The 16,625-nt window shown below is 44.7% G+C and carries 15 protein-coding genes; 4 read left to right on the top strand and 11 right to left on the bottom strand.

The genetic code is table 11. The features are described from left to right. The 8 genes from ACWYU8_RS12810 to urtA form a co-directional block, all read right to left on the bottom strand. A complete protein-coding gene (locus ACWYU8_RS12810) occupies positions 1 to 306 on the bottom strand; it encodes an urease subunit beta (RefSeq protein WP_457519965.1) in 306 nt (101 codons plus the stop codon). Between the two features lie 8 nt (positions 307 to 314). Continuing rightward, complete coding sequence (ureA, locus tag ACWYU8_RS12805; RefSeq protein ID WP_457519963.1) at positions 315 to 617, bottom strand: urease subunit gamma; 303 nt, start codon at positions 615 to 617, stop codon at positions 315 to 317. A gap of 61 nt (positions 618 to 678) precedes the next feature. Then, entirely contained in the window at positions 679 to 1,536 is an 858-nt protein-coding gene (locus ACWYU8_RS12800; protein ID WP_457519961.1) for an urease accessory protein UreD, read from the bottom strand. Positions 1,537 to 1,540: 4 nt separating this feature from the next. Next, positions 1,541 to 2,236 carry an urea ABC transporter ATP-binding subunit UrtE gene (urtE, locus tag ACWYU8_RS12795; protein WP_457519959.1) on the bottom strand — a complete coding sequence of 232 codons (696 nt, stop codon included), beginning with the start codon at positions 2,234 to 2,236 and terminating at the stop codon, positions 1,541 to 1,543. Further along, complete coding sequence (gene urtD, locus ACWYU8_RS12790; RefSeq protein ID WP_457520192.1) at positions 2,233 to 3,012, bottom strand: urea ABC transporter ATP-binding protein UrtD; 780 nt, start codon at positions 3,010 to 3,012, stop codon at positions 2,233 to 2,235. The genes urtE and urtD overlap by 4 nt, the downstream gene beginning before the upstream one ends. Positions 3,013 to 3,065: 53 nt before the next feature. Further along, on the bottom strand, positions 3,066 to 4,151 hold the full coding sequence (urtC, locus tag ACWYU8_RS12785) for an urea ABC transporter permease subunit UrtC (protein ID WP_457519958.1): 1,086 nt from the start codon (positions 4,149 to 4,151) through the stop codon (positions 3,066 to 3,068). A gap of 2 nt (positions 4,152 to 4,153) precedes the next feature. Next, a complete protein-coding gene (urtB, locus tag ACWYU8_RS12780) occupies positions 4,154 to 5,818 on the bottom strand; it encodes an urea ABC transporter permease subunit UrtB (protein ID WP_457519956.1) in 1,665 nt (554 codons plus the stop codon). 164 nt (positions 5,819 to 5,982) lie between these two features. Further along, on the bottom strand, positions 5,983 to 7,257 hold the full coding sequence (gene urtA, locus ACWYU8_RS12775) for an urea ABC transporter substrate-binding protein (protein ID WP_457519954.1): 1,275 nt from the start codon (positions 7,255 to 7,257) through the stop codon (positions 5,983 to 5,985). A 381-nt stretch (positions 7,258 to 7,638) separates the two neighbouring features. Here urtA and ACWYU8_RS12770 point away from each other — a divergent pair, with 381 nt between their 5' ends. From ACWYU8_RS12770 to ACWYU8_RS12760, 3 genes are all read left to right on the top strand, one after another. Continuing rightward, entirely contained in the window at positions 7,639 to 10,965 is a 3,327-nt protein-coding gene (locus tag ACWYU8_RS12770) for a hybrid sensor histidine kinase/response regulator (protein WP_457519952.1), read from the top strand. Continuing rightward, on the top strand, positions 10,943 to 11,845 hold the full coding sequence (locus ACWYU8_RS12765; RefSeq protein ID WP_457519950.1) for a response regulator: 903 nt from the start codon (positions 10,943 to 10,945) through the stop codon (positions 11,843 to 11,845). The genes ACWYU8_RS12770 and ACWYU8_RS12765 overlap by 23 nt, the downstream gene beginning before the upstream one ends. Positions 11,846 to 12,176: 331 nt before the next feature. Beyond that, positions 12,177 to 12,518, top strand: coding sequence for a DUF3316 domain-containing protein (locus tag ACWYU8_RS12760; RefSeq protein ID WP_457519948.1), 342 nt, complete (start codon positions 12,177 to 12,179; stop codon positions 12,516 to 12,518). A 72-nt stretch (positions 12,519 to 12,590) separates the two neighbouring features. Here ACWYU8_RS12760 and nlpI read toward each other — a convergent pair whose 3' ends face one another. From nlpI to ACWYU8_RS12745, 3 genes are all read right to left on the bottom strand, one after another. Then, positions 12,591 to 13,532 carry a lipoprotein NlpI gene (nlpI, locus tag ACWYU8_RS12755; RefSeq protein WP_457519946.1) on the bottom strand — a complete coding sequence of 314 codons (942 nt, stop codon included), beginning with the start codon at positions 13,530 to 13,532 and terminating at the stop codon, positions 12,591 to 12,593. A gap of 291 nt (positions 13,533 to 13,823) precedes the next feature. Further along, positions 13,824 to 14,432: an alpha/beta hydrolase gene (locus tag ACWYU8_RS12750; protein WP_457519944.1), complete on the bottom strand. Its 609-nt coding sequence runs from the start codon at positions 14,430 to 14,432 to the stop codon at positions 13,824 to 13,826. Between the two features lie 328 nt (positions 14,433 to 14,760). Next, entirely contained in the window at positions 14,761 to 15,660 is a 900-nt protein-coding gene (locus tag ACWYU8_RS12745; RefSeq protein ID WP_457519942.1) for a LysR family transcriptional regulator, read from the bottom strand. A 135-nt stretch (positions 15,661 to 15,795) separates the two neighbouring features. Between ACWYU8_RS12745 and ACWYU8_RS12740 the strand changes: the two genes are divergently transcribed. Further along, a complete protein-coding gene (locus tag ACWYU8_RS12740; protein ID WP_457519940.1) occupies positions 15,796 to 16,512 on the top strand; it encodes a DUF554 domain-containing protein in 717 nt (238 codons plus the stop codon). Positions 16,513 to 16,625 lie beyond the last annotated feature (113 nt).

Raw genomic sequence — 16,625 nt, 5'->3', positions numbered from 1 at the left:
TTAAACCTTGCCCATCACTTCGCCACGGAAGCCAAATATGGTTTTTGAACCATCAATCTCGACCAATTCAATGTTGCGAGTCTGACCTGGCTCGAAACGAACAGCTGTGCCAGCGGCGATGTTTAATCGCATACCTCTGGCTTTTTCTCGGTCAAAATCCAGTGCCGGATTGGTTTCAAAAAAGTGGTAATGACTGCCAACCTGAATAGGACGATCGCCATGATTAATCACAGCTAGTTGCTCGGTACGACGCCCTTTATTCAGTTCAATTGGAGCGTCACTTAAGATGTATTCACCAGGCTTCATGATTGCTCCTATTGAATCGGGTTATGAACAGTGACGAGCTTTGTACCATCAGGGAATGTCACTTCCACCTGCACTTCCTCTAACAGTTCCGCAATGCCATCCATCACATCGTCTTTGGTCAATAAACTGCGCCCCTCGCTCATAAGTTGGGCAACGGTTTTACCATCGCGCGCGCCTTCCATAATCGCCGCTGAAATATAGGCGGACGCTTCTGGGTAGTTCAGTTTTACGCCGCGTGCGAGTCTGCGCTCTGCCACTAACGCCGCTGTAAACAGCAATAGCTTGTCCTTGTCTCTTGGAGATAGTTCCATCTTTAAACCCTCTGACCTTTACGTTATTTTTCACACCGCTATTCTTTGCAGACTTCGGTTTTTACGTATTCCAAATTCTTGGTGCGCATGCCGGGCGTTGTAGAAGCTCCGGACGAATGAGTTGCCAGCATGCTCGTAGTTGCTTTTGGGCTTGTTCACTGCATTCACCCAAATAACGAATAAGCAGTACATTGAGTCGATACGTAATGCTCAGCGTACCTTGTGTACCTGCGGAAAAATGTTCACGCAGCTTATCAACCATAGCCTGACCATCACTCAGGCCGACGACCGTTAAGGTTCCAGAGACTAAGTTACTGTTGAAACCACTGATCGCCGTCAGCAGCGGGTCATCTGCGGCCAGATATTGGCGCTCAAGCAATAATGGCGTGCCGTCTTGATAGATGGATAACCGCTGCTCAACACTTCCTTGCATAAACGGAAAGTGACTTTTAGGGCGACCTAAACAGAACACATCGATACCGATAAACTTTGCGTCACCGTAAAGATTAACGTTGGTGGTCAACTTACCGTGTGCACCATTGAATACGATGGTTTCCATCGGTAACCACTCGCACGCTCCATTATCGACTTCGATATCAACATGCTGCTTTTGCTCTATGTTTTTGCTGTCGGCTTTATAAATTTTGCCCGCCGATGGTGTCGTGATTAGCGCATGACTTTCGCTCTGACAATGAATCTGAATACTTAAATCGTCACCCGATACCAATCCACCCGGCGGGTGTAGCAGATAAACGTGGCAGACATCCAATTCGGGATAAAATGGTCGCTGAACGCGCAGCGGGCCTTGAAACTCCATGCGTTTCATCTGCGTTTTTTCACCTGACTTGCTAAAGCCAAGCGACAAATAAGCTGGCCAGTGGCGCTGCGTTTGGGTTGACATGTTAAATACGCTGTTCATCTGCTTACACCGTCAGATATTTCTTAACTAACGCATCATTAAGCTCTTCCATTTCTCCCATCGCCACCTGGCGGCCACGGTCAATAATGCAAAAGTTATCAGCGACTTTACGTGCAAAAGGCAGTTTCTGCTCGACGAGTAGCACAGTCAGACCAATATCTTTATTCAGCCGGCGGATAATGTCACCAATTTCAGCCACGACATTCGGCTGAATGCCTTCGGTAGGTTCATCGAGAATAAGTAGCTTAGGATCAATCACCAACGCGCGGCCGATCGCAAGTTGCTGCTGTTGACCGCCAGATAGGTCACCGCCACGACGATGAAGCATCTCTTTCAGTACTGGAAACAACTCATAGATGAACTCAGGAATTTGTCTTGCGCCGTCTTTACGCATCGGTAGGCCAATACGGAGATTCTCTTCTACGGTCATCAACGGGAAAATCTGACGCCCCTGAGGGACATAACCTATTCCGATTGGCGCACGTTTCTCGGCCGCCATTTTGGTAATGTTTTGTCCCAAAAAGTTGATCTCTCCGCTCTTGGTTGGAAGCAGCCCCATAATGCATTGCAACAGAGTTGTTTTTCCTACCCCATTACGTCCCATCAGAACGGTACATTTGCCTTCAGGTATTTGCATGTCGAGATCCCACAGTGTGTGGCTCTGTCCATAGAACTGGTTTAATCCTTTAATCTCAATCATGCTTCTTCTCCGAGATAGACTTCCACCACTTTGCGGTTGCTTTGTACTTGATCCATCGTCCCCTCAGCCAATACACTGCCTTGGTGTAAAACCGTTACGTCACGCGCTATCGAGCGAACAAAGTCCATATCGTGTTCGACTAACACAATCGTCCGTTCGCCCGCCAAAGACGTCAGCAGTTCGCCTGTTCTGTCCATCTCTTGGTGTGTCATACCCGCAACAGGCTCATCAACCAGCAACAGTTTCGGGTTTTGCATCAATAACATGCCGATTTCTAACCACTGTTTTTGGCCATGTGATAACGCACCAGCCAATAAAGCGCGCTGTTCATAAAGACCAATTTGTTTGAGCACATGATCAATATGATCCACTTCACTTGGCGTGAGCGAGGCAAACAGGGTGGAAAACACCGTTTTTGGCCCTGCCATTGCCAGCTCTAAATTGTGGAATACTGACTGGGATTCAAACACCGTAGGCTTTTGGAATTTGCGTCCTATCCCAGCTTGTGCGATCTCGGGCTCACTCATTTGCAGCAGGTTAATGTTTTGACCAAACCACGCGGTGCCAGTATCAGGGCGGGTTTTGCCAGTGATGATGTCCATCATGGTGGTTTTACCAGCGCCATTCGGACCAATGATGCAGCGCAGCTCACCCTCTTTGATGTAGAGGTTTAGGTCGTTGATCGCTTTAAAGCCGTCAAACGACACGCTGATACCTTCTAAATACAACAAGCAACCGTGACCGACTTTGAGCATTGGGTTGACTTGCGGCTTCATAAACTCATAAACGTGCTCGCGGTCAGTCAGTTCTTTGGCAAGGCTTAAAATACTCATGAATGCACCTCTTTACGTTTGATTAAGCCTGTCACCCCCTGAGGCAGGAATAGCGTCACCAATACAAACATGGCCCCCAAGCTAAACAGCCACACTTCCGGAAGCGCTGCGGTTAAATAGGTTTTTGCGTAATTGACCGCCAACGCTCCAACCACTGCACCGTATAATGTTGCGCGCCCGCCAAGTGCTACCCAAACCACTAGTTCAATGGAGTTAAGTGGAGAGAACTCTGATGGGTTGATGATCCCTACTTGCGGCACATACAAAGCGCCTGCAATGCCTGCGAGTACGGCAGAGAAAGTGAAAATAGCGAGCTTGACGTACTCCACTTTGTAGCCAGTAAAGCGTGTACGAGCTTCAGCGTCGCGTACCGCCATGGCGACTCGGCCTAGTCGGCTGACAACAATGAATCGACATGCCATATAGCCAAGTCCGAGAGCGATGCCTGATAACGCAAACAACGTTAATCGTGTGGAATCCGCTTGCAGGTCAAAACCTAAAATATCTTTAAAGTCGGTTAAGCCATTGTTACCACCAAAACCCATCTCGTTGCGGAAGAAAGCCAACAGCAAGGCGAACGTCAGTGCCTGAGTGATAATGGATAGATAAACACCTGTAACACGAGAGCGAAAAGCAAACCAGCCAAAGACAAACGCGAGTAATCCCGGCGCTAACACCACCATCAACATCGCAAACCAGAACTGGTCAAAACCGTGCCAGAACCAAGGTAGCTCCTGCCAGTTAAGGAAAACCATGAAGTCTGGTAGCTCTGGGTTACCATACACGCCACGGTCACCAATCTGACGCATTAAATACATACCCATCGCGTAGCCACCCAGTGCGAAAAACGCCGCGTGGCCTAAGCTCAGAATACCTAAGTAACCCCAAACCAAATCCACCGCAACTGCGAGCAGCGCATAGGTCAGATACTTACCCATTAACGTCACAGTGTAAGTAGAAATGTGTAGCGCAGATCCTTCTGCAAAGAACAGGTTTAGCGCTGGAATCAAGCAAAGCGCTGCACCTAAGACAATCAAAAACAGCAGTGTAGAACGATCGAACAATTTTGATTGAACATCCATGATTAACCCTCCGCCGAGCGACCCTTCTGAGGGAACAAGCCTCGGGGTTTCTTCTGAATAAAGAGAATGATAAATACCAGCACCAGGATTTTCGCCAGAACGGCCCCCGCCCACGGCTCCATCACTTTGTTAGCGATACCAAGCGACATACCAGCGACCAGTGTTCCCCATAAGTTGCCGACGCCACCAAATACCACCACCATAAATGAGTCGATGATGTACGCCTGACCTAAGTTTGGTCCCACGTTGGTAAGCTGGCTAAGCGCCACACCAGCAATGCCTGCAATGCCAGATCCCAATCCAAAGGTCATCGCGTCTACCCACTCCGATTTCACGCCCATTGCTCGAGCCATGCTGCGGTTTTGCGAAACAGCACGTACCTCAATTCCCAAACGGGTGTAACGTAGTACCGCAAACAACAGTGCAAACACAATCAAACAGAAGATGATGATGTAGAGACGGTTCAGGGTCAGACTTAACAACGGGTTAATTTCAATCACGCCTTGCATCCAGTCCGGTGTCGATACCGAGCGGTTAAGCGGAGAGAAAATCGTTCTTACGGTTTGTTGCAGAATCAGACTGATACCAAACGTTGCCAGTAAAGTTTCTAACGGACGCCCGTACAAGAAGCGAATTACGCCTCTTTCGATCAAAATACCCACCGCACCGGAAACCAAAAATGCCACAGGAATTGAAACCACTATTGACCAACCGATATGGTTTGGCATTAGCGTTTGGATAACGTAAGTGGTGTAAGCGCCGAGCATAATGAGTTCGCCGTGAGCCATGTTAATGACGCCCATTACACCAAACGTAATTGCAAGGCCAATCGCAGCTAATACCAATACAGAACCAAGACTCAAACCGAAAAATAATGTTTCACCAAAATGTGCCAGACTCACTCGCTGCTCAATCAATCCGAGCGATTTGTTCGTCGCACTGGTCAGCTCCTCATTAGGTTCTGTGGCTAAAAATTGGGTAAGCGCGTTGCGTGCAGTTGGCTGATAGCTATCACCTAACGTGGCGATCGCTTGTTGTTGCACTGTTTGGTCGTTCGAGTGCTCTAATTGATAGATAGCTAATGCCGTATCTATGACTTGCTGTACATCAGAATCCTGTTCACTGGCGCGGGCTTTTTCTAATAAAGAATAACTTTGCTCGTTCAGGTCACCCATCAGTTGTGTTACCGCATTGATACGGGTGCTAGGGTCCGGATGGCGAATATTGAGTGATGCCAGCTGAGCTTTGATTTCACCACGGATCTGGTTATTGATACCAATTTTTTTAACGGCACGACGTTTGACCTGCTGTGGCTCTGTCGATTCTTCGGCAAAAAGTGGTTTGACTAAATAGTTACTGCCTTTTTTCTCGACAATTTTGACCAGTTGCTTGGTCTCGCTCTCCAGGTAAATCTCGCCACCTAACAAAAGCTCTAAAACTTGAATTGAGCGGTCATCACCACTCTCACCAATATTCGTCACCGCGACGCGAATTTGGTCGTAATCTCTCGTCGTAAGACGTTGCAACTCACTCTCGAAGTTAGTCGTTGTCGCTAGCGTATGAGTTGATATAAGTAAGCTAAATAGAACAACGATACCGCTCGATGCTGTGGCAAATATTCCACGGAACATGCGAGTTAGTTGCTGAAATATGGATGTTTGAAACATCGTAGGCAAACCTCTGGTTAAACGAATATTCTTCTCGAGATAACGGAAAAATAAACAAAAACACTCAAATGAGTGACAGCGTCACCTGAATGCCGGGACACTGCCACTAACGTTGAAAAACGTTTAACGATTGAGCTCTCTTCTATGAGAGTTGAATGGCCAGACTAGAAGTTTTGACCAGAACATTTGCCCGTTTTGGTGTTGTAGTTACCGCAAGATAACGGTGCACGCCAATCAGAGATAAGGTCTTTAGAACCTGGTAAGAAATCAGACCATGCATCACCCGCCACTAAGCCGGATGTTTTCCACACGGTTTCAAACTGGCCATCGTCCTGAATTTCACCGATGAGAACTGGCTTAGTGATGTGGTGGTTAGGCATCATTGCTGAGTAACCGCCTGTCAGATTAGGAACTGTTACCCCAATCAGTGCATCACCTACGACAGCAGGATCGGTCGTACCTGCTTTCTTCACTGCTTCAACCCACATGTTGAAACCAATGTAGTGCGCTTCCATAGGGTCATTGGTTACACGCTCATCGCTCTTGATGAACTTGTGCCATTTTTCGATGAACTCATCATTGACGTCGGATTCAACGCTCATGAAGTAGTTCCATGCAGCTAAATGACCAACCAGTGCAGACGTATCCATACCAGACAGTTCTTCTTCACCCACAGAGAATGCCACGACTGGAATGTCATCTGCAGAGATGCCTTGGTTACCAAGTTCTTTATAGAACGGAACATTTGCGTCACCGTTAATGGTAGAAACCACTGCTGTTTTCTTACCGGTAGAACCGAATTTCTTAATATCTGAAACGATGGATTGCCAATCAGAATGACCAAATGGTGTGTAATTGATCATGATGTCAGCTTCAGCCACACCTTTTTCTTTCAGATAAGCTTCCAGAATTTTGTTGGTAGTACGTGGGTAAACGTAGTCCGTTCCGGCCAATACCCAACGCTTCACACCTTGATCTAGAAGATAATCGACCGCTGGAATAGCTTGCTGGTTTGGCGCTGCGCCTGTGTAGAATACGTTTTTCGAGGATTCTTCACCTTCATACTGAACCGGGTAGAACAACAAGCTGTTTAGCTCTTCAAAGACAGGAAGTACAGACTTACGAGATACTGATGTCCAGCAACCAAATACCGCATCGACTTTATCTTTAGAGATCAATTCACGCGCTTTTTCAGCAAACATTGGCCAGTCAGACGCAGGGTCAACGACGACTGCTTCCAGCTTTTTACCTAACAAGCCGCCTTTTTTATTCTGTTCATCAATCAGCATCAACATCGTATCTTTCAGTGTTGTTTCACTGATCGCCATGGTGCCTGATAGAGAATGAAGTACACCAACTTTGATGGTATCTTCTGCTATTGCGTATCCACTCAGTAATGTTGCAGCTAATACCGAAGCCGCCAAGAAATTCCGTTTCATTCGTCTTCTTCCTTTCATTAATTTGTTAATAACAAACACTATTTCACGTCGCGTTGGTATTTATCCATCGATAAACCCTGCTGACTCAATGAACGAGATTGAGTATCGACCACAAAGGTAAATTTGAATATGCGCGGTTAGCGCACTAAAACTACGTATAATTACGCATAGGTGAAAAAATTAATGCGGGCTATAATTGCGCGCGCACAGGAAGTGCATTTGATAGTTTAAGTCGCAACAGCGATAGAGTTATAAACGCTTATGCTTAAACGACTTTTTAATTCTCAAGGATGAAGAATTATCTCTACACAACAAAAAGTTCCGGTTACCCGACGTCGTTACAACAAACTGGTTGGGAATGAACTACTTGAAGACTTTGCATTGCGCTTCACGGCAAAGCGAGCCCGAAAATGGTCAGCAGGTTGGATTGCTAACACTGCTCTGGGTATCGTTTCATTCCTGGTGCTTGAGGCTCTTGGTGGAACCATTACGCTTAATTACGGCGTAACAAATTCTCTATGGGCAATTCTGGCCGTCGCTCTGGTCGTGATATTTTCCGGCATTCCAATCTGTTATTACGCCGCAAAGTATGGTGTAGACATCGATTTATTGAGCCGTGGCGCAGGATTCGGCTATATCGGTTCGACAATCGCCTCACTGATTTATGCTTCATTTACTTTTATCTTTTTTGCACTGGAAGCAGCCATCATGTCGATGGCTATTGAGCTCCTGTTTGATATTCCACTCGCCATTGCTTACGTCATCAGCTCCGTCCTCGTTATTCCCCTTGTCGTACTTGGGATTACCAATATCGGGCGCTTCCAGATGTGGTCGCAACCCATTTGGCTGATGCTGCAGATCATCCCCCTAGTTTTTGTTTTCACTCATGAAGACGCCAAAATAGATGAATGGTTAAATTACACTGGTGTAAACGAGGTTGGCAGCGACTTTAACTGGTTATTGTTTGGCTCTGCCTCAGCGGTTCTGCTTGCGGTAGTCGCTCAAATCGGTGAGCAAGTCGACTTCTTACGTTTCCTGCCTGCTAAAGAACGTTGCGGTAAATTTAAATGGTGGAGCGCCATGCTGTTAGGCGGACCAGGTTGGATGATCTTCGGTTCGATGAAACTTGTCTTAGGCAGTTTTTTAGCCTGGTTAGCCATAAGCCAGGGAGTATTACCTAATTTGGCTGGCGACCCAGCGCACATGTACTTTACCGTGTTTAGTTATACGTCAGACAATACTCAACTGGCCTTACTGGCAGCCGGATTGTTCGTCATCATATCTCAGCTAAAAATCAATGTGGCTAACGCCTATGCAGGTTCACTTGCTTGGTCAAATTTCTTTTCACGCCTAACACATCATCACCCAGGCCGGGTGGTATGGATGGTATTTAATGTCTTGATCGCCTTGCTTCTGATGGAACTTGGTGTGTATCAGCTTATTGAGCAAACCTTGCAGGTCTATTCTGTTCTGGTGCTGGCATGGATAGGCTCAATTGTGGCGGACTTAGTGATAAATAAGCCTCTAGGCCTAAGCCCTAAAACCATCGAGTTCAAACGCTCTAAGTTATACGACATTAACCCGGTCGGTGTGGGGTCTATGTTGATAGCGTCTGTCGTCGGCATCACAGCACATCTGGATTTCTACGGAGAAGCAGCCAGAGCCTTTGCTTCCTATATCGCTTTTGCATTACCGTTTCTGACTGTGCCAGCTATTGCATTACTGACCAAAAGCCGTTATTACTTGGTTCAAAATTACATGGTTCGCCACGATATCATCGTATCCAGTGATGAAGAAGAGCATCAGTGCTCGGTATGTGAACACACCTTTGAGCATGAAGATATGGCGATATGCCCTGCTTACGGTGGTCATATCTGTTCATTGTGCTGCTCTTTAGACGTTCGCTGCCATGATAACTGCCGCCCCGAAGCAACCTTTACCGCTCAGCTAAGGCAGTTACTTTCCCCGTACTTTTCGTCCACTTTGGTCAATAGACTCTCATCAACTGTCGCGCATTTTGTGTTGGTTATGCTGACCGTAAGCTTAGCGATGGGGATTATTCTCGCTCTTGCGTATTCTCAAATCCCTCAGCTCGAACAAATCCACATGAACGCCATATCGAATGGTTTAATTAATGCGTTTGCCCTACTGTTAATTCCGATTGGCATTGTTAGTTGGTTATTTGTCTTGGCGCGTACGAGTAATAGAACCGCAGTAAAAGAGTTAAAATCACATACTGCGCTACTGACCAAAGAGGTTAATGCGCACCACAAAACGTCTCAGGCATTGCAGCAAGCTAAGCGTTCAGCCGAGACCGCGAATAACGCTAAAAGCCGCTATTTAGCGAGTTTAAGCCATGAGCTACGTACGCCTCTAAACATCCTGCTTGGTTACGCCCAACTGCTGAGTTCGGACAATAAACTGGATAAACAAACGAGACAATATGCAGAAGTCTTGAAGCGCAATGGCAAGCACCTGTCGGACATGATTGAAGGCTTGTTAGAAATTTCTAAAATCGAGGCAGGACGTTTGGAGCTGCATCGCGACGAATTTAGCCTGACCGCCTTACTCGAACAACTGGTCGACATGTTTTCTATGCAGGCAAAACGTAAAGGCTTAAATTTCGAATTTGAAGCCTCAAGTTATCTGCCAAAATTTGTCGCCACCGATAAGCAACGCCTGCGTCAGATATTAATTAATCTGCTCGGCAACGCGATTAAATACACGGAGAAAGGCACCATCACCTTTAAAGTCAGTTACCGTAATCAGGTCGTGCATTTTACTGTGCAGGACACAGGCATTGGCTTGTCTGAGCAAGATTTGGGACTGATATTTAAACCATTCGAACGGATTAAGAACCAAAAAACCGAAGCGATTCATGGCTCAGGTCTCGGATTAACCATCTCAAACGCTTTGGCAGAGATCATGGGGGGTGAAATCTCCTGCACCAGTAAAGTCGATTACGGTAGCGCGTTTGTATTAAAGCTAATGCTTCCGGAAGTGAAAGATGGCCGCTCAGAGCCAGAGTTACTAAGTGACGCGGTCACTGGATATTCTGGTAAGCGCAAAACAATTATGGTCGTTGATGACATCGAAGATCAAAGGCAGCTAATGTCTAGTATCCTTGCTCCTCTAGGCTTCAATGTGCTTATGGCCGAAAATGCACCGCAAGCGCTTAAGCTGGTAAAACAGCATCATGTTGATCTGTTTATGCTGGATATCTTCATGCCACAGGTCAATGGTTGGCAACTGGCAATACAACTACGTAAAGAAGAGTTTCGCCAGCCGATTTTAATGCTATCGGCTAATATTCAAGAGCTGGAAACGAATAACCAACTACAGCGCTACCATAATGACTATTTAACCAAGCCGGTTTCTGTACCCATGTTGCTTGCTAAGCTCAGTCGTTTGCTCGACATTGATTGGCTGTATGATGCAGCCGATAACCAAAAATCAAACATTATCGTCGAGAGCGTTAAGGAACAACACCACACTATCCCGAGTTATGAGCAACTGGTTAAACTACGTGAATACGCTGAGATTGGTTTTATGTCCGGCGTCAGTAGTGAGCTTGAAAAGATCGAGCAGGCTCTGGATGGTAGTCCCGATTGGATTGAGAAGTTTAAACAAAACCTGCAGGAATGTAATTTCAACCATATTATCTTGCAAATAAACGGAATTATAGATGAGCATTATAACAAGCAATAACATCACAGTATTGGTCGTGGATGACTCACCTGAGTCTCTTAGCATGTTAAACGCCACGTTGAATCAAGCTGGGCTTACGGTGCTCGTTGCCCTTAGCGGGATACAGGCACTCTCTATTATTGAAAAAGTGCAGCCCGACGTGATATTGCTTGATGCCATCATGCCGGAAATGGATGGATTTGAGACCTGTGTCAGGCTGAAAGAGCTTTTACCATCAACTCCGATTATTTTCATGACTGGCTTAAATGATTCGAAACACGTAATACGAGGATTTGAGTCCGGCGGTACGGATTACATCACCAAGCCAGTGGTTCCCAATGAAGTGCTCGCTCGAATCAAAGTCCACAGCCAGTCAGCGCGTCTGGCAAAATCTGCACAAGCAGCGCTGGATTACGCTGGTCAGTATATTTTTTGTGTCTCCAGAAACGGAAACCTAGAATGGGCAACACCCCATGCCCAAGAGCTACTCTCAACACTGGGGGACGACTTTTCTGAAACATGGCTGAAGATACAGCAAGATATTGCGATTTGGTTAATGCAAAGCCCAGCAGATGCCCCACTGATGTTGAAACAGTTTACGCCTCCTTTAGAAGCCAGTTATGCCGGAGATTACAACCGCATTCATTCTCTTGTTCGTATTTCAACACCCAAGCAAAACGGTTCAGAAAAAGATCTGCAAGCGCATTTAGGATTAACCAAAAGAGAATCACAAGTGCTCTACTGGCTCTCATTTGGCAAGACCAACTGGGAGATTGCCCAGATCTTGGAGATGAGCCCTAGAACTGTAAATAAACATCTTGAGCAGGTCTATAAGAAACTCGACGTAGATAACCGTACCTCTGCGGCAAGTGTTTCTATCCGAATCTTAGAGCGAGCTTAAAAACACACTTAACGCAGCACACATTAACATAGCGCTACGCTACTCACTTTTAGTTATCTGCCTCCAACACCTATTGATGGAGAACTCAAAATAAAGACCGTAAAACTTGATCAAGGTCAATTAAGTGCTACTTTTTAAGTATGGATTCTCTGGATTTGGGAGTACATCCATTTTATGTAAGTGGTTATTGGTTTTTTCATTTGCAGCTAGAAGCTAGAAGATAGCTTGCAAGATTATGAAAAAGATAACTATCGGGATGATATAAAGAACAAATGAATTGGAAGTTAGTCTTGGAATGCAGCTAATAACCTGTTCATTGTAAGGTATTGTTATGAAAGCGTTAATTACAATTGTATGTATGTTGTTTGCGTTTGCCGCTACCGCTGGTGAACGGATAGTTCAAAATAACACGAAGCTATATTCAGATACATTTGCTAGTAAACAGGACGCGATCAATGCTGGCTTCAATATGTATGATGCACTGTCGAACGCAAATGACAAACAGTTACGTTGGAAACTGAATCCTTATGGTCAAAATGTCCTCGGACAAAGTATGCATGTAGAAAGTGCTCAAGTGAGGGTTGAAGAAGTACCCGTATCTCGAGATACCATGCATTATCGTGCTATTGTTGACGTTGATTACAACTACAAAATTAGAGAAAGTAGTCGATAACCTTCAGATATTGAAGATGAAATTAAAAAAGGCGAATAACTGTTTAGGTTATTCGCCTTTTCTATTTGGGCATTAGTTTAAACTAACAAATTTTTCTGTATTACCCGTCTTTTGAGCAGCTTTAAATTCTTTCGAAATACGTTCTAACTCTAAAAATGCATAGCTATGTTCATTATAATTACAAACGTTCAAAGAGATAGCTAACTTGTACACTGATAGAGCACGGTTCATCTCTCCACGTTCCATGTAATACTTACCTAAATAAAAATAAGCTTCGGTAAGTCTCTGAGCCATCACTTTATTGTCTGATGTGCTGGTAGTGACTAGTTTGACTACATTTTCTTCCGTTATTTCGTTCAGCAATATACCGGCTAATACCCAACCCCACTCATCGGTTCGGTTTTTATAACTCTCTTGTAAATGTGCCGTTGCTGAAGTTTTATCTACGTCGGATTCTATAATATACAACCACATGGCACGGAACGGATCGTTGGGGTTTTCCTGATAGAAGGTTTTGATATCTTCCAGTGCAAGTTTTGGTCTTTCTCCATAATAAAATGCAATTGCACGGTTATATATGGCTTGTTTGTTATTCGGATCCAATTCAAGAGATGAGTAAAATGCGTCATAGGCAGCATCAAACTGACTAATTTGGGTGTAGTACATTCCAAGCAGATTATAGATATCAGGTTGTCGTGGATCGATCTGCAGAGAATTCGCATAATCTGTACTAGCCAAATCTCTTAGTCCTATCTCATCATAATTGAGGCCTCGTTTTAAATATATTTCGGCACGAGACTCATCGCTAAGTTGTTTGTCTGTCAGGAGATGATTTAGTTTTGCAATGTTAGCCTCTGCCAGAGCATTCGGTTGCAATGGTACAGCCATAGCTGGATAAACTGATTGTTCTTCATTTCGGGTTGAGCTTTTTTGGGAAATGTCTTCTTCAACAGGGTTACATCCTGTCAGAACTATCAGCGCACCTAAACTATAAAACTTATACCATTTGACCATATCTTTACTCCAATTTTACTCCCAGAATCAGCCAGGGAGTGATTTGAGCACCTTTATAGCACAAAAAATAACCAAATCACCAGTTATTAATTAAAGACTCAGTAATTGAGTGGTAAGTCACATCTAGATTGGTTTTTCTAACTTTTCAATCCCATTTTTATCTACATGTGCTTTTTTCATATGCACATTAACTCACCAAAACCTAGAGAATCTACACCACGGTTGTCGGTGTATAATTTTAGATAAAAACTCTATCAACCAAAGCGAAAATAATGTTTAACGAGCCTGTGATTATTCGCTAAAACACTGCTGAATAAATTCCGATGCAGCCATCGCCCCCTCAGGGGAAATAGTATGTTGTGTGTGATCTTCATAACGAGCTTCCACTGTAAAACCTAAGTCGGTCAATTGCTCTTTCGCTTTTTCACTTTCTGACCATGGGATCACAGGATCACTTTTTCCGTGGATTAGAAGAACTGGTGTGTCGTACCTATTTTCATAAGGTAGAGGAGAAGAGAGACGCCCTGAGAACGCTACAATCCCTGCTAACGGATACCGTCCACTCACTAGCGCATCTAAAGACATAATCGATCCCTGAGAAAATCCAACAAACACGATCTTATCTCTGTCCGGGTTAATATCTTGCTCCACGCAAACCCGGCTAATCGTCTCATCAAAACGCTTTCTGGCTTCATAAATTCGTTGAGGGCGATTTTCAGTCGTCACTCCAGTCAGACTAAACCATTGAAATCCTCCGCCACCCTGATCAAAATGAAACGGCGCGTTTGGAGACAAAAACACGGTATCCGGCAGTGCAGGCTTCCAGAAATCACCAAGCGCACTTAAATCTTTACCATTGCTTCCGACACCGTGGAGCAAAATCACAACTTGTTTCGACATAACTTTTAATCCTTTATACAGTTTTATATCCATACTAACCCAAGCCATTGAAATATTCGCTATCCCTTTTCGTCATCAACCGAATTACCTGATTTCTTAAATTTGATATCCGTCAATGACATCTTGATTGATTACTTAACGCTGTTATCAGGTGCCGTTAAGTAACTCTTTCAGGGAAGCCAGCATGACAATAGTACGGACAAGTCACCCCCATCCTTTGCAGATAGCTGAAGTCAAAGCCCATTCTACTTATGGCCGCATCGGTATTACATTCTGCCCAGGTAAACATAGCGGATATGCTTAAACGATTGGTATTGCTGTTGAGCCGTTAATACTGAGTGGCGAGTTTTAAATCGTCCACTAAAAAGTCTAAAAATAAACGATGCAATTTAGGCTGAAATTGCCGTGAAGCGTACAATGCCCAGATACCCAGTTGGTTTACATGGTAATTATCCAGAACCACCTGCAGCGCACCTTCCTGTAAATAGTCACGCACGTCTGGTAACGGAAGACAGCACAACCCGCGTCCGGCCAACGTTGCTTTCAGTAAAATAGTAGTATCGTTCACTGAATAGTTACTTTTCACCTTCACTTTACATTGACTCTCTGGATTACTCTTATCAACAAAATTCCATTCCACCCCCAATCGCTTATGCACTAAACAATTGTGATGTAGCAAGTCTTCAGGGTTGGTTAACACACCATGTAACTTCAAGTATTCCGGCGTCGCACAAACGACAGATGTGAAATTGGCCAGACGACGTCCAATCAATTGTTCAGGCAACTTATTACCTGTTTCTATCGCAATATCGACCCCTTCTTTTATGGCATCAACAGGCTTATCAAATATATGCAGGTCAACAGAAACATTCGGGTAGAGCTCTAAAAACCGCTCAACACTTTGTGCCAGATATAACTGACCAAAAGAGATACTGCAGGCAATCGTAATTTTGCCGTCCAATGCACTGTGCTGATGCTGAGCCAGATGATACAACTGCTCAGTCTGCTGAAGGATACTACGGCAAAAAGGCAGTAATTCTTCCCCATTAGAAGTGATACCTAAACTGCGAGTAGATCGATGAAGAAGCCGCACGCCGAGAGATTTTTCTAGCGAAGCAATATGTCTGGTCGCCATGGAACGGGATATATCCAATTTACGCGCAGCCGCAGTCAGACTCTTCTCATCCACAACCGTAACAAAAACTTCCATTGCTATCAGCCTATCCACGTTCTCTCCTAATGTTCGATTTATGCAACAATCTATTGACTGATACCATGTTTATTCAAATTCATCAATCATTCATACTCTCAACCTGAAACAATATAAAGACAATAAATATCAACATGTACCGAAGGAGTATGAATGATGATAGTCGGTCCTGTGTTGAACAGCTGTGCGATTATATTTGGTGGGATTATTGGCGCTTCAATGAGCCGGTTTATTCCCAAAAGGCTTGAAAGGGGTTTACCAGCAACTTTTGCGTTATCTTCCGTTGCCATCGGTATTACCATGGTTATGAAGGTGCAAGATATCACGGTCGTTGTTATGGCATTTATTCTCGGCACTGCTGTGGGTGAATTAATTTATCTTGAAACAGGTATTGGCAAAGCAGCCACTTATATACAGAGTAAATTTCAACGATTTCTGCCCTTACCCAGAGGGCTGAGTAAACAAGATTTTTCACTTCAGTTTACCGCTTTGATTGTACTGTTTGGGGCGAGTGGACTAGGTGTCATTGGTGCACTGACTGAGGGGCTAAACGGTGACTATCAGTTACTCGTCGTTAAATCGTTAATGGATTTTGTTACCGCCATCATTTTTGCAATCACGCTTGGACCTAGCGTCGTATTAATCGCTATTGTCCAATTTACGGTGCAACTCGCTCTGTTTATGGTTGCGAAATCCATCATGCCATATATGGATGCGGAGGTTTACGCTAACTTCTCAGCAATTGGCGGCATCATCATGCTGGCTGTCGGTCTGCGTATTGCAAAAATCATGAACTTCGCAGTAGTGAATTTCTTACCTGCACTGTTCCTTGTCGTTCCGTTCACTTTTTTGTGGCGACACTTTATGTAGATGGATTAGATTAAGTCAAAGACCCTTGGCTTAAGGTGAATTAACGCCACGTAGCGCAACGTCCTATCGAGTAAAATCGTATATTCTAGAACGCAACCTCAAACAAGCTACGA

The sequence above is a fragment of the Vibrio limimangrovi genome, assembly GCF_054064025.1.
This window is presented reverse-complemented; position numbering and strand designations above follow the sequence as displayed.

Coding starts and splice junctions, on each gene's coding strand:
- ACWYU8_RS12765 (WP_457519950.1), top strand. CDS start 10,943: ATGAGCATTATAACAAGCAATAACATCACAGTATTGGTCGTGGATGAC.
- urtD (WP_457520192.1), bottom strand. CDS start 3,012: ATGAAGCCGCAAGTCAACCCAATGCTCAAAGTCGGTCACGGTTGCTTG.
- urtC (WP_457519958.1), bottom strand. CDS start 4,151: ATGGATGTTCAATCAAAATTGTTCGATCGTTCTACACTGCTGTTTTTG.
- urtE (WP_457519959.1), bottom strand. CDS start 2,236: ATGATTGAGATTAAAGGATTAAACCAGTTCTATGGACAGAGCCACACA.
- ACWYU8_RS12760 (WP_457519948.1), top strand. CDS start 12,177: ATGAAAGCGTTAATTACAATTGTATGTATGTTGTTTGCGTTTGCCGCT.
- ureA (WP_457519963.1), bottom strand. CDS start 617: ATGGAACTATCTCCAAGAGACAAGGACAAGCTATTGCTGTTTACAGCG.
- ACWYU8_RS12800 (WP_457519961.1), bottom strand. CDS start 1,536: ATGAACAGCGTATTTAACATGTCAACCCAAACGCAGCGCCACTGGCCA.
- nlpI (WP_457519946.1), bottom strand. CDS start 13,532: ATGGTCAAATGGTATAAGTTTTATAGTTTAGGTGCGCTGATAGTTCTG.
- ACWYU8_RS12740 (WP_457519940.1), top strand. CDS start 15,796: ATGATGATAGTCGGTCCTGTGTTGAACAGCTGTGCGATTATATTTGGT.
- ACWYU8_RS12810 (WP_457519965.1), bottom strand. CDS start 306: ATGAAGCCTGGTGAATACATCTTAAGTGACGCTCCAATTGAACTGAAT.
- urtB (WP_457519956.1), bottom strand. CDS start 5,818: ATGTTTCAAACATCCATATTTCAGCAACTAACTCGCATGTTCCGTGGA.
- urtA (WP_457519954.1), bottom strand. CDS start 7,257: ATGAAACGGAATTTCTTGGCGGCTTCGGTATTAGCTGCAACATTACTG.
- ACWYU8_RS12750 (WP_457519944.1), bottom strand. CDS start 14,432: ATGTCGAAACAAGTTGTGATTTTGCTCCACGGTGTCGGAAGCAATGGT.